11 protein-coding genes and 1 tRNA gene are annotated in these 12,589 nt (G+C 55.3%); 1 reads left to right on the top strand and 11 read right to left on the bottom strand.

Going from position 1 to position 12,589, the window contains the following annotated elements; genetic code table 11:
• Window positions 1–14: 14 nt before the first annotated feature.
• The 8 genes from ACQ4WQ_RS00415 to ACQ4WQ_RS00380 all read right to left on the bottom strand — a co-directional run bounded on the left by ACQ4WQ_RS00415 (window position 15) and on the right by ACQ4WQ_RS00380 (window position 6,862).
• Entirely contained in the window at window positions 15–917 is a 903-nt protein-coding gene (locus ACQ4WQ_RS00415) for a rolling circle replication-associated protein (RefSeq protein WP_436493905.1), read from the bottom strand.
• 219 nt (window positions 918–1,136) lie between these two features.
• Window positions 1,137–1,406: a hypothetical protein gene (locus ACQ4WQ_RS00410; RefSeq protein ID WP_436493903.1), complete on the bottom strand. Its 270-nt coding sequence runs from the start codon at window positions 1,404–1,406 to the stop codon at window positions 1,137–1,139.
• Between the two features lie 237 nt (window positions 1,407–1,643).
• Window positions 1,644–2,951, bottom strand: a complete 1,308-nt coding sequence (locus ACQ4WQ_RS00405; protein WP_436493901.1) for a type II secretion system protein GspD — start codon at window positions 2,949–2,951, stop codon at window positions 1,644–1,646.
• A complete protein-coding gene (locus ACQ4WQ_RS00400) occupies window positions 2,948–4,093 on the bottom strand; it encodes a zonular occludens toxin domain-containing protein (protein ID WP_436493899.1) in 1,146 nt (381 codons plus the stop codon). The genes ACQ4WQ_RS00405 and ACQ4WQ_RS00400 overlap by 4 nt, the downstream gene beginning before the upstream one ends.
• Before the next feature lie 9 nt (window positions 4,094–4,102).
• Window positions 4,103–4,438, bottom strand: coding sequence for a hypothetical protein (locus tag ACQ4WQ_RS00395; protein ID WP_436493897.1), 336 nt, complete (start codon window positions 4,436–4,438; stop codon window positions 4,103–4,105).
• A gap of 2 nt (window positions 4,439–4,440) precedes the next feature.
• On the bottom strand, window positions 4,441–5,733 hold the full coding sequence (locus tag ACQ4WQ_RS00390; RefSeq protein WP_436493895.1) for a hypothetical protein: 1,293 nt from the start codon (window positions 5,731–5,733) through the stop codon (window positions 4,441–4,443).
• 57 nt (window positions 5,734–5,790) lie between these two features.
• Window positions 5,791–6,006 carry a major coat protein gene (locus ACQ4WQ_RS00385; RefSeq protein WP_436493893.1) on the bottom strand — a complete coding sequence of 72 codons (216 nt, stop codon included), beginning with the start codon at window positions 6,004–6,006 and terminating at the stop codon, window positions 5,791–5,793.
• Window positions 6,007–6,520: 514 nt separating this feature from the next.
• Window positions 6,521–6,862 carry a hypothetical protein gene (locus tag ACQ4WQ_RS00380; protein ID WP_133989413.1) on the bottom strand — a complete coding sequence of 114 codons (342 nt, stop codon included), beginning with the start codon at window positions 6,860–6,862 and terminating at the stop codon, window positions 6,521–6,523.
• Between the two features lie 87 nt (window positions 6,863–6,949).
• Here ACQ4WQ_RS00380 and ACQ4WQ_RS00375 point away from each other — a divergent pair, with 87 nt between their 5' ends.
• Window positions 6,950–7,441 carry a DUF2726 domain-containing protein gene (locus ACQ4WQ_RS00375; RefSeq protein WP_436493891.1) on the top strand — a complete coding sequence of 164 codons (492 nt, stop codon included), beginning with the start codon at window positions 6,950–6,952 and terminating at the stop codon, window positions 7,439–7,441.
• 334 nt (window positions 7,442–7,775) lie between these two features.
• On the opposite strand, the gene ACQ4WQ_RS00370 is transcribed toward ACQ4WQ_RS00375, so the two are convergent.
• The 3 genes from ACQ4WQ_RS00370 to dnaG all read right to left on the bottom strand — a co-directional run bounded on the left by ACQ4WQ_RS00370 (window position 7,776) and on the right by dnaG (window position 12,464).
• A tRNA-Ile gene (locus ACQ4WQ_RS00370) sits at window positions 7,776–7,854 on the bottom strand.
• Window positions 7,855–7,962: 108 nt separating this feature from the next.
• The gene (rpoD, locus tag ACQ4WQ_RS00365) at window positions 7,963–10,203 is read right to left on the bottom strand and encodes an RNA polymerase sigma factor RpoD (protein ID WP_070287785.1); all 2,241 of its coding nucleotides are present in this window, start codon (window positions 10,201–10,203) and stop codon (window positions 7,963–7,965) included.
• Window positions 10,204–10,667: 464 nt separating this feature from the next.
• Window positions 10,668–12,464 carry a DNA primase gene (dnaG, locus tag ACQ4WQ_RS00360; RefSeq protein WP_436493889.1) on the bottom strand — a complete coding sequence of 599 codons (1,797 nt, stop codon included), beginning with the start codon at window positions 12,462–12,464 and terminating at the stop codon, window positions 10,668–10,670.
• Window positions 12,465–12,589: the final 125 nt, after the last annotated feature.

The following is a 12,589-nucleotide window of genomic DNA, read 5'->3' as shown; positions in this document are numbered from 1 at the left end:
ATAAACCAACTATATCAGAACGGACATTCTTCCGTCGTGTCGGGCAAGCCGGGAGCCGTCGCAATGTAGACAACGCCCAGTCCGTTGTTACACCACGTCTGCAACCCATCCATACAATGCCCCTCAATCGCACGGAAAGCGGCCTGCGCGGCACCAAGCATCGAAGTACAACCCAATAAGCGCCAAGAGTGGACTTCGGGCACCACGATGCCCTTAGAGCGGAAATAACGTTTCTGATCGAGCGCCCTGCATTGCATTTCCTTGCCGCAGTACTTGGCAATGTAGCTGGCAATCTTGTGCGCTCCAGTAACGCCAAAGCCAAAACGATGCGGATCACGAACATTGACTTGTCCCATCTGCTCACCATTCGGGCCGCGACCCAAAACACTTTGCCAGATCGAACGCAAGAGCGCGTACATTTGCCGACCGGCGACAGCGACATGGAAATGCAGCGCGCCACGCTCCTGCTCCTCAATGACGGCGACATAGTGAAATTGTTTGTGCTTGCCGAGCTTGCGGCAAAATGCTTTCCAGTGCTTGAGTGCTGTTTCACGATCCACCATATTTTCTCGATACGTCAGCGTAACCATGCGATCAGCGCCGATCTGTTTGCAGCAATGTTTGACGTTCTTTTTCGCACGGCGGCCAGCATCATCATCGTTTGCCTCGCGATTTTCGGACTCGCCGCGCTTGGCCTTCGTTTTGAGCAGCCTAGCTGGGCCTACAAAGTGCCGTTCCTTGGTTACTGTCACTTCGCACTGTCCATCAGGAAAAACACGCTTACGGGCCGTGTAATTGTCATTCCATGTGTTCTTGATGCCTTCATCGTCCCACCACTCCGGGCGATGTTGCGCAGATGGCTCTACAGGCGAGAAATCAATTGACGCTAAAGCGTTTTCATAATCTAATTCGGTCATTCGGTAGTCCTGTAACGGCAGGTTTATCGAAGGCCCCGGACATTTAGTAGATGCCTGGGGCTTTTTTTTTGTCTATCAAAAACTGAGCTGAAATCCTGTACTGCACATGCCCGTAACTGCGATTTCTACTGCTGTGTTCTTAAGTGTCCCTAATACAAGTTTAGCGGCGCTTCGCGCCGCTCCCCGCGCTGCGCACAGGTAGCGTCACGAAGCTTTCCGCTACCGCTTACGCAACAACTGCTGCCGCAATAATTTCTCGATCACCTGATCCGGCGTAACGTCCTTAAAACGGACATATGCCTTCAATCCTTCCAGCACCTTCGCATCCACATGCACCGTAAGAAATGCCTTGCCATCGTCACGCAAGCGCTCCCTACGCTCCTTCTGCCTTTGCGCACTGGTCTTTGCCGCGCCAGTTGCCGGACGCCCCCTGCCCCGTTTAATCGGGCCGAGTAGATCAATCGTCTTGTCATCCTCAAGCTGTTTCATGTGCATACTTTCAAAACGGTTTTTCAGAGTGGGCTGTACTGGCCAACGTGCAGCGACGCGGTACTAAGCGTGGCGGCGGACTGCCCGCTAAAACTTTGAAAACGTGTCGCTCCTCGCTCCGATGCGCACGGGCCATCTGACGCCATTACTTCAAAATCCACAGCCGACTTCGATATGCCCTCAAAGATTTTGCCCTCCGGGCCGCTTGTGCCGTCACCCCAGAATTAACGTGACAAGTCACCGTTTTTCTGAGGTATGCGGAACTTGCGCGCTCAAGATCAGCACCAGATCGGTATGCAGCTTCGTCCCCGATCGAGCAGCCCACGATGACGGCAGAAACGAGAAGCCAGAGGAGCTATCGACGGTTTGCGCATCGTTCAGACCGCCAATCAACAGCACCTCACCATCGTTGACCGTCACCGCCGTTTTCACCTGGCGCTTAATCAGCGTGGGCGAACCAGTCACGCCACTAGAAGTAGGTTTGAAACTGGATATCTGCCCATCGATGGCAAGATTGATTTTGCCGTTGCCGAGCACCTTCGGCAGTACGTCGACAATGACGCCGGAAGGCCGATAGACGATGTTTTGAACACTGTTGCCGGAATTGTCTTTGCCCGTGCTGGCAATCGTCGGAGTTTCATCGCCCACCGTCAGCACCATCTTTTGATAGTCGTCGCCCACAATGCGGCTGTTCGACACCTGCTTAAACCGCCCATCGGTATTAAGCGCATCGACCACCAACTGGAAATTTGTTCCGCGCAAGCTGATCGCGGACGCTGAATTGACGCTGCCGAGCGAAGCGCCGAACTTGGCACCGAGCACGCTGGCCATGATGGAAATGCCGCGGCCCGAGCTGGCGTTATCCGTGACCTCAACCCAGGACGCAGACACGTCAACCATGCGCGGCAACTGATCGAGCGCACCGAGCAAGATACGCATTTTGTTCAACTCGGACGGGCTACCCGTCAGCACAATTTGACTGCCAGCCGCAACCGCACTATGTGGACCAAAAGCAGCCGCTACAACACCCGCCAAGAAATCAGCCGAACGACCAGCCGGCGCATATACTTCGGACTCAGCATCACGCCGCCGGCCAGAGGCAACAGACACTGGATCAACAGCACCATCCTCACCATCGGCACGCCCAGGGCGCAATATGGGCCTATTAAGGAACGCAGCACCGGCATCGCCCACCGGAACATCGACAGACGATAGACGTATGGCAGATGGAACAGAAGCGGCAGACTGCGCAGCACGCAGATAGTAGACGCCATCGCGCAATTCAGCCGCTATACCCTGGTCCCGCAAAATGCCTTCGACAAACATCGGCAACCGATCAGCATCGAGGGAACTCACCGACACCGTAATCTTGCGATCAAGGGCCAAAGCCTCCGGCGATATGACAAAATCACGCGCCAGCATATTCTTAAAGGTAGCCTGCGCAAACGCGACAAGCGACACGGAAGAAAGCTGTATCGAGACTGGCTGACCTGCCGCAAACGCAAAGCACGGCAACCAGAAAAACAGTATAAATAATTTTTTCACATCGAACCCTTCACCCAGGTATCACCATCGACCAGCGCAAGCCAACCACCATCAACAAAACGAAAACGGCGGGCAGTAACGCTGCGACCGTCCGACAGCGTCACGACATACACGGTGCCCCGAGCGATATAACCAACGCCAGTGAGATTTTTTGACGGGACGATTTCAGGCTGTTTTTGAACAGCGGCAGGCGCAAGGATCGGCTTACCGAAGTGATAGCCAAACACGCCCAGGACGGCGCCAAAGCAGAGAGCAACAAAGAGAAATTTAGTCATATGTTTGTGAGGTGGCTTAGGAGGAAGAGCGCGATAGCTCAACATCGGCAAAGCAGCAGGCGTCGCCTGCAATGGCCCGATGAAATCGGGAGGAACACCAGCAACGGCGGACAAGTGCCAAGACGAAAGCAGCGAGTGGGTACCGTGCGGATAGGTATCGGAAAAGACTTGCGTCGTGTTGTAAGCGTTGTTCAGATCATCGCCACGAAAATACCAGCGGTCAGCCACCAAAGCGTCAGGAGACGCGCCCAATCGCACCACACCGATATGTAAGCGCGGCATGCTACCGCTGGCAGCCCCTGCCGTCATAAAAGCAATGGCAGGGCTCAAAACAGGCACCCGCATCCGATCCAAACGATTCAGCCTGACAACATATTCAAGCAGAGAATCGCGCAACTGCTTATCGACCTGACTGATGTTCTGCATGATGAAAAACACATCCCACCCATACTTGCGCGCATGGATAGCCCATTCCAGCATTTCAGCGCGGCCCTTATCCTGAAAATTGCGGGTATTCAACCAGGAGCCGCACTCGTCAAGAATAAGCGCACCATTGTGATGCTCGTCAAATCCAGGCAGCAACTTAGGCGACGGCGCAATGGCCGTAATACCAGCACGGCCATGCTGCAAAATCGGCTCAAAATCGATGAAGCGATTACCGCTGCCGATCATGTACAGATCCACAGCGGAAGGCTTGTCAGGCACCCGAATAACTACACTCCTATCCCGGGCTGGCATCAGGTGTTCAAGGAACACATCGCAGTTTGTAGCCACCCTCTTACCGTCACGCAGATAACGCCTGATCTGGTCAATCGCCGCCTTACCTTTACCACTCCCGAGCTTGCCCGTAATTGCATAAACAGCCATATCAACCGCCTACTTGGTCACAAGGTTAATACCTTTTTTGTTAATCACATATATCTGACAAGCAAGCCATACCGTCGAATAACACGATGCAGCAGCCATCGTCGTCGAATTAAAAGCAATACCAAGTCCGACCGCAAAACTAGGATGGGAAGACGAAATACCGGAAATACCCTGCGCACAAACACCATGGGCACAAGAGAGTCCTGTCGCCAAAAGCGCCGAAGCCAGACCTACAAATATCAATACGGCCGAGACCCTAAACGCTTTCTCAGCCACCATAAATCTTCCAAAAATACTAATCAGAAATGTAATGATGGATACGAGCAATTGACCAAGAAGCGGCATGATTAAGCCTTATAAGCAGAAGAGATTTGTTGAATTGAACCAATGAGCGCGAAGAAGCAAATAACGCCTGAAATAAATCTTGCGAATATGTTCACATAAGTGCAGACATCTACCTCGTATGAACCACCAGTCACCGGATTAGATACAGTCGGATTCTTACAAACAGCGGTACTAATTGTCGGGAACCAATCACCGGCCCCGAATTTCTCCCGAACAAGAGAACCGATTCTTTCTAATCCCTTTTCGTTGGTATCGCTAAGCTCCTTAAGCCACGCATCCCCAACAGACCTTTCTATTTCCGGCATACCACTTTCATCAATGCGGCACGGAGCATCACCGGGTAAGCCGCAACCGCGCTTGCCACTCCCAGGATTATCACCAGGGGTGCCACCAGGGGTACCGCCAGGAGTTCCGCCAGGAGTACCGCCAGGAGTGCCGCCAGGAGTGCCGCCAGGGGTACCGCCAGGAGTGCCGCCAGGAGTTCCACCAGGGTCTCCGCCAGGGGTGCCACCAGGGGTTCCGCCTGGAGTACCGCCTGGAGTACCGCCAGGAGTTCCGCCCGGAGTGCCGCCAGGATTACTAGGATCAGTCGGCTTAGTCGGATCAGTCGGCTTAGTCGGATCAGTCGGATCAGTCGGCTTAGTAGGATCGGTGGGCTTAGTCGGATCAGTCGGCTTAGTAGGATCGGTGGGCTTAGTCGGATCAGTCGGATCAGTCGGCTTAGGCGGATCACCCGACCCCGTATAAGGCGGAACAACCGTATCAGGTAATTTTTGAGAGCCACAGCGCGCACCGTTTTGCGTCAACCTCATATTCCAAGACATCAAGAACACGCCATTAGGATCGGAAGGCCCCTCAATCGTCTTACCTAAATCTTCTTTACCCCTAACCTTGGCTACACACTTATCAACGCAATATGAAGCACTCAATAAACTACCATCCTGAATAATTGCTTGAACTACTTTGCTGTCACCGTTAGGAAGTCGCTTGTAATAGGCAGATGGAATTCTATAAGTTCCCGCGCTATCACCATCTAGGCAATCACCGAGTTTAGTGACATATACCCCGCGTATAGTTGTAGCGCCGAATGGCTTAACCTCGCAATAAAATTTATCCTCCTCATATTCTTTGACGCTAACTACGGTGTTTGGATGTGCGGGCAAGGCTGCATATTTCTGGCAAGCCTCCTCAACGCTTGTATACACCAATCCATCAGCACCTTGGAAATAAATACCGCCCGCAAAAACTGGCTGAATATAAAAAGCCATCAAAAAGAGGAATAAAATATTTTTCATTTCTATCCAATAAAAAAGGGCGACATAAGCCGCCCTGTACGCCCGAACGCCGACGAATTAGCCAGCCTTCGAAAACGCTTTTTTCATCATCTTGATACCCCAGAAGCCACCGGCGACCAGAACGGCGACGGCGAAGGCAGCCGTGATGTAGGTTGTAGCCTGACCGGACAGGCCCTGGATCGCTGCGACACCCGGATCATCAGCGGCGGCAGCAACACCGGAAACGGCAACCGCGCCCACCAAAGCCAAACCACGCATGATATTTTTGTTCATTTGTACATCCTTAAAAAATGACGGTCTACATACGATTGACGACGACCCAGCGCCAAAAGACTGCTAATCCAAAATTTCTATCGAGCGCCGGATCACCCGCTGAATCGCACCAGCGGCATAGCCAATACCGAACGCACTCAAGACATAACCAACAGCAGCGCCAATGGTCATTATTTATGCTCCAAGAACCGGGCAATGATGTACTTCACCAGGTACACAGCGCAGACAAAGAGACCAGCCAAAAACAGAACCGGCCAGATATTTTTTAGCAACATCATCGTTGTGCCCCTGCGATCCAGCCCAAAGCGAAAACGACCACGACTGCGGCCGCAAAATAGATATCGATAGCCTTTTCCTGCGCCGCCACAGCAGCCACATACTCCGGGCCAGACTCAACCACATAGGCACATGTAGCCAACTCAGTAGGAGCGCTAGACACCGTGTACAGCACGGCACCAGACGGAGCATCTGGCCCCGTCATTTGTGTGGAATCAACGCAGGAAGGCATGGAAAATTACGAGGCGGTTTGTTGACCTGGGTTCGCCTTGACGGCGGGAGCCGCTGCAGCGGGTTTTGCTTGGGACGCGGCGGAAATTGGAGTGATGGAAAAGACCTGTGCGCCGACACGCTTATCTTGCGAGATCGATACTTCGAATTCGACCTCATACATGCCCGGCTGAGTGTCTTTGAAGCGCTCCGGCAACACCAGTTCACCGATTAACGGCTCAATGACACCGGTATCGCGGTTTGGCTTATGGACGATGCATTGCGCCATGCGCATATCGTAATCATTGCCGGTTTTTTTCGAACGGCCAGCCACTTGGGTGACGTGCAAAATTTGGATAGTGTTTTTCATTTTTCTTTCTTTCGTAAATTTGCCCACTAGAGCGATTAATCACGGCTGTGATATGTTTATTGCCAATTAAAAAATAATGGCTACTTTATGAACATCTTTATATTTTTTCTTTCACTAGCATTAGCGGCACTAGCAGTTCGAAAACTATTTGACCCGGAGATTCTTCGCCACGTACTGCGCAAAACACCGGAGTCACCGCAGATAAAACGAAAACCTATACTTACAACCCGAGAACAACAAATGTTCTCCCTTCTCACGACTGCGCTACCTGAATGCATCGTATTAACCCAAGTGGCGTTTTCCGCGCTCATCACCGCCGAAGGCTGGCAATCCCGAAATCGCTTCAACCGAAAAGTGGCCGACTTCGTTTTGTGTAGCAAACAAATGAACGTCATCGCAGTGATCGAGCTAGACGACCGCAGCCACATAGGCCGCGAACTATTCGACAGAGAGAGAGACGCCATGCTCAAACAAGCCGGGCACACCACAATTCGCTATCACAGCGTGCCGCCAGCAGAGATCATTCGACGTGACATTGAAAACTTACTCAGGTCTATGCAGAACGCTCGATATGGTTGACGGCAGACGCAACTGTGCTATCGTTAACTTCGTCCAATCGGACAAATTAAAATGTCCGTTTGGACTAGCTAAGTGCGATATTAATGTCCATTTGGACTAATTGCCAATGAGAAAATACTATGGAATATCAGGAATTGATAGCGAGAGCGTTGCAGGGTAGAAAAGTGTTGCCTGTAGCGAAGGCGTGGGGCGTGCCTCAGAAGACACTGGATCGCTATGTGAATGGAGAGAGAGTGCCCGACTTCCATACGACCATAAAGATCATCGAAGAGTCGGGCGTCCCTGCAGACGAGGTAGTGCGGATCATAGCTGCCCATGAGCAGCTACGTAAGAATGGTGGGCCTCCCGTGAGTCGAACACGGCACCAACGGATTATGAGTCCGCTGCTCTAACCAAGCATGAGCTAGAGGCCCGGGGACTGCGGCGTGGCGGCGCTGTTGATGCCCGCCTCGCGCGGCCGTTTTGGAAACGGACACGCGAGGATAGGGGTATCAGGGGCGCACGTCAAGCCCTATTGGCTTCTAGTTGCCTTCCAAGAAGCTTTTCAGCTTGTCGGAGCGCGATGGGTGGCGCAGCTTGCGCAGCGCCTTGGCTTCGATCTGGCGGATGCGTTCGCGCGTCACGTCAAATTGCTTGCCCACTTCTTCCAGCGTATGGTCGGTGGACATCTCGATGCCGAAACGCATGCGCAGCACTTTCGCTTCGCGTGGCGTCAGGGAATCGAGCACGTCCTTGACCACGCCGCGCATGGACGCGTGCAGCGCTGCGTCGGCCGGCGCCAGGGTGTTGTTGTCCTCGATGAAGTCGCCCAGGTGGGAATCGTCGTCGTCGCCGATCGGCGTTTCCATCGAGATCGGTTCCTTGGCGATTTTCATGATCTTGCGGATCTTGTCCTCGGGCATTTCCATCTTGATCGCCAGGGTGGCCGGATCGGGTTCCGCGCCCGTTTCCTGCAGGATTTGGCGGGAAATCCGGTTCATTTTGTTGATCGTCTCGATCATGTGCACGGGAATGCGGATCGTACGCGCCTGGTCGGCGATCGAGCGCGTGATGGCCTGGCGGATCCACCAGGTCGCATACGTCGAGAACTTGTAGCCGCGGCGGTACTCGAACTTGTCGACGGCCTTCATCAGGCCGATGTTGCCTTCCTGAATCAGGTCGAGGAATTGCAGGCCCCGGTTCGTGTATTTCTTGGCGATCGAAATAACCAGGCGCAAGTTGGCCTCCGTCATTTCGCGCTTGGCCTTGCGCGCCTTCATTTCACCGGCCGCCATCTGGCGGTTGATATTGCGCAAATCCGGCAACGGCAGAACGACACGCGCCTGCAGGTCGATCAGGCGCTGCTGCAGTTCCTTGACGGTCGGAATGTTGCGGCCCAGGATGGCGCTGTACGCGTGTCCTGCGTTGACTTCGCCATCGACCCAGTCGAGGTTGGTTTCATTGCCCGGAAAGACCTTGATGAAGTGGGCACGCGGCATGCCGCAGCGGTTCACGGCCACGTCGAGGATCTGTTTCTCGATATGGCGCACCTCATCCACCTGACCGCGCAGGGTGTCGCACAGCTTTTCGACGACCTTGGCCGTGAAGCGGATGCCCAGCAATTCTTGCGAAATGGCTTCCTGCGCCTTGGCGTACGGTTTCGAGTTATAGCCTTCTTTCTCGAAGGCGCGGCGCATCTTGTCGAATTGCTGCGAAATGACGGCGAATTTTTCCAGCGCCGTGCGTTTCAGGGTTTCCAGCTGTTCGGCCGAGAAACCGGCGGCGCCCGACGCGCTCGCTTCTTCCTCTTCTTCCTCTTCCTCTTCTTCCGCTTCGCCTTCTTCCTCGTCTTCTTCGACGGGAGCGGACACGACGGGAGCGGCAGCGACCGGTTCGTTTTCATCGACGAGACCGTCGACGATTTCGTCGATCTTGATCTCTTCGTTGGCGATGCGGTCGGCGGCGGCGATGATTTCGGCAATCGTCACGGGGCAGGCGGAAATGGCCTGGATCATGTCCTTCAAGCCATCTTCGATGCGCTTGGCAATCTCGATCTCGCCTTCGCGCGTCAGCAGCTCGACCGAGCCCATCTCGCGCATGTACATGCGCACGGGGTCGGTGGTGCGGCCGAAGTCGGAGTCGACGGTCGACAATGCGGCCTCGGCCGCCGCTTCCGCCTCGTCGTCGCTGGTGACGACGGCAACGTTATCGGACAACAACAAGGTTTCCGCATCGGGCGCGTGTTCGTAGACGGCGATGCCCATGTCATTGAAGGTACCGATGATGCCTTCGATGGCTTCCGGATCGACGATGTTTTCGGGCAAGTGATCGTTGATTTCCGCATACGTCAGGAAACCGCGTTCCTTGCCGAACTTGATCAGGGTCTTGAGTTTCTGGCGCCGGCGCTCGAGTTCTTCCTCGCTCGCTTCCGTGTCGGACGAGAACGCGTCCTTCAGCAGTGCGCGCTCTTTCGCCTTGCGGTCCTTGGCCTTGGCCTTGTCGACGGCCTTCAGTTCGGCCCGCTCGACGGCGTTCAAGGCGGCGACTTCATCATTTTCTGGCTGGAATTCTTTTGGCTTGCGGCCGCGGCGGCCTGGCACTTTTACCGACGGCAAGACATAACCGGACGTATCGATGGCCGCCAGGGTGGCGGCGTCGGTGGTCTGGCTGACCACGGGCGCGCTGGTCACGCGCGCTTCTGGCCGGTCGAGCGCCTTTTCGGCTTTCGTGGTAACTTTAGTGGGCTTTGCAGCCGCTTTGGATTCGGGTTTCTTGATTGGCACAGGCGCTTTCGATTACACAACGACTTGCTTTACGGTGGATTAGGATAAAGTTTGCTGCCAGTTCCCTGTCTATCTGCGGGAACCACCATCTTCGAACCTGCCGACTACGCAAATTCGACACTGTTACGTTACTTACACCTCATCGGCCACGATCCGCGGGAAGCGCAGCAATTCCTGTCCACCGGCTGTTGCCAGCCGTCTCGGCAAAAATTCCTGCATCGACCGCGTTGGGAGCGAGAGTCTGGCGCGGCTTGCCAGCGTCCGCAGGCCTTGCCCGCAACGCCGAAAGCGCCAGTTGGCCCTGGCTGCCGACACGATCCACCGCGCCGATCAAGAGCCTAACTTACTGAAAACAAATACTATTTACGAAACAGAACTAGCTTGCCAAAGCACACAATACTTAGCATTTAATTATAGCACGCGAAAAATGTTTTTCCAGTGCGCGCCATACCCTCAGGGCAAGGTTAGCGATTCACCAACTCGGCATCGCGTTCGCGTTCCAGCTCGCCCTGCTCCTGCATGATTTCGCGGTAGCGTACACCAATTTTCTCCGATGGCAAACCCGACGCAAACAATTGCTGCAATTCCGCCTTCAAGGCATTCAATTTGATCTCGCGGATGGTGCTCACCAGCCACGACAATTCGCTGTCGTAATCGGACTCCGTGCCGGCCGCGATCTCGCCGATGATCTCGTCGTATTCGCTGCCCAGCTCCTTCAACTGCTGCGCCAGCGCGGCAAAACTGCCATGCTCGCCCAGCGCCTGGCCCACGGCCACCAGCTGCCCCAGGCTGTGCGCCGCATCGGGCCCCAGGTGCTGGAAGGCGGTCAGGGCAGCCTCGTCGATGCGCAGGGTCAGCGGCGGATGCGCCACCAGCATGCGCATGATCTTCAATTCCAGGCCCACGGGAACGGGGCGGCCCGATTTCGGCGGCGCGCGGTGCGCCACGGCAACGGGTTTGGCCAGCTCGAACAGGGCTTCGATCTCGGCCGGCGTGGACTGCGTCAACTGCGCCAGCCCGCGCACGATCTGCAGGCGCAGCGACGACGGCGCCATCAGCTGCAGCAGAGGCTTGGCGTCGAACTGCACGCGGGCGCGCCCTTCCGGTTCCGATAAATCATGCTCGCCCGACACTTCTTTCAGCAAGAACTGTGACAGCGGCATCGCTTCATGCACCTGCTGCTCAAAACCTTCGGCGCCGAATGCGCGGATATAGCTGTCCGGATCGTGTTCCGACGGCAAGAACAGGAATTTGATCGTTTTATTGTCCGACACGTGGGCCAGGCTCGCTTCGAGCGCTCGGCGCGCGGCGCGGCGGCCGGCCTTGTCGCCGTCGAAGCTGAAAATCACGTTATCGGTCTGGCGCAGCAGTTTTTGCACGTGGGTGGGCGTACACGCCGTGCCCAGGGTAGCCACTGCCTGCGGGAAACCCATCTGCGCCAGCGCCACCACGTCCATATACCCCTCCGTCACCAGCACATAGCCGGCGTCGCGGATGGCCTGGCGCGCCTCGAACAAGCCATATAGTTCGAAACCCTTGGAAAACAAGGGGGTTTCCGGGGAATTCAGGTATTTCGGTTCGCCATGGTCGAGCACGCGGCCGCCGAAGGCGATGACCTGGCCCTTGGTATTACGAATCGGAAACATGATGCGTTCGCGGAAACGGTCGTAGCGCTTGCGGTTGTTGCCCTCTTCATCGACCTTGTCGATCACGAGACCGGCCTCGGCCAGGGCCACCACATCGTAATCGGGGAAGACGGAACGTAGATTGTCCCAGCCGCCGGGCGCGAAACCCATGCCGAAGCGAGCGGCCACTTCGCCCGTCAAGCCCCGATTTTTGAGGTAGGCGATGGCTTCCGGCGCGTGGCGCAATTGCCCGCGGTAATAATCGCAGGCCTGCGTCATGGCGTCGGACAAGGCCAGGCTTTGCGCCTGGATCTGCGCGCGCTGGGCCGGCGGGATCTTGTCGTCCGCTTCCGGCACGACCATGCCCACGTTCTGCGCCAGGTCCTTGACGGCATCGACAAAGCCCATGCCCGAGTATTCGATCAGGAAGCCGATCGAGGTGCCATGCGCGCCGCAGCCGAAGCAATGGTAGAACTGCTTGGTGGGGCTGACGGTAAAGCTGGGCGATTTTTCACTGTGGAACGGGCACAAGCCCATGAAATTGGCGCCGCCTTTTTTCAGTTGCACGTAGCGCCCCACGACATCGACGATATCGACGCGGTTGAGCAAATCGGAAATAAAGGATTGAGGTATCACTGGCTAGGGCGGGTCTTGTTATAGGTCAGACTATACTACCGCACGTGGCCGGAGGTTGAGCCAGGTCAACGTGTGGGCGATTGAGCGGCTGCCAGTGCGACGACTGGCAGCCCTTGCTACTATTG

The sequence above is a fragment of the Janthinobacterium goodfellowi genome, assembly GCF_051380695.1.
Lineage (GTDB): Bacteria > Pseudomonadota > Gammaproteobacteria > Burkholderiales > Burkholderiaceae_D > Janthinobacterium.
Note: the sequence above shows the minus strand (reverse complement) of the source record. Positions and strands in the feature narration are given on the sequence as shown.

Excerpts from the sequence above, each read along its gene's own strand:
- ACQ4WQ_RS00410 (WP_436493903.1), bottom strand. The coding sequence starts at position 1,406 with ATGAAACAGCTTGAGGATGACAAGACGATTGATCTACTCGGCCCGATT.
- ACQ4WQ_RS00395 (WP_436493897.1), bottom strand. The coding sequence starts at position 4,438 with ATGCCGCTTCTTGGTCAATTGCTCGTATCCATCATTACATTTCTGATT.
- ACQ4WQ_RS00400 (WP_436493899.1), bottom strand. The coding sequence starts at position 4,093 with ATGGCTGTTTATGCAATTACGGGCAAGCTCGGGAGTGGTAAAGGTAAG.
- ACQ4WQ_RS00385 (WP_436493893.1), bottom strand. The coding sequence starts at position 6,006 with ATGAACAAAAATATCATGCGTGGTTTGGCTTTGGTGGGCGCGGTTGCC.
- ACQ4WQ_RS00380 (WP_133989413.1), bottom strand. The coding sequence starts at position 6,862 with ATGAAAAACACTATCCAAATTTTGCACGTCACCCAAGTGGCTGGCCGT.
- ACQ4WQ_RS00415 (WP_436493905.1), bottom strand. The coding sequence starts at position 917 with ATGACCGAATTAGATTATGAAAACGCTTTAGCGTCAATTGATTTCTCG.
- ACQ4WQ_RS00375 (WP_436493891.1), top strand. The coding sequence starts at position 6,950 with ATGAACATCTTTATATTTTTTCTTTCACTAGCATTAGCGGCACTAGCA.
- ACQ4WQ_RS00390 (WP_436493895.1), bottom strand. The coding sequence starts at position 5,733 with ATGAAAAATATTTTATTCCTCTTTTTGATGGCTTTTTATATTCAGCCA.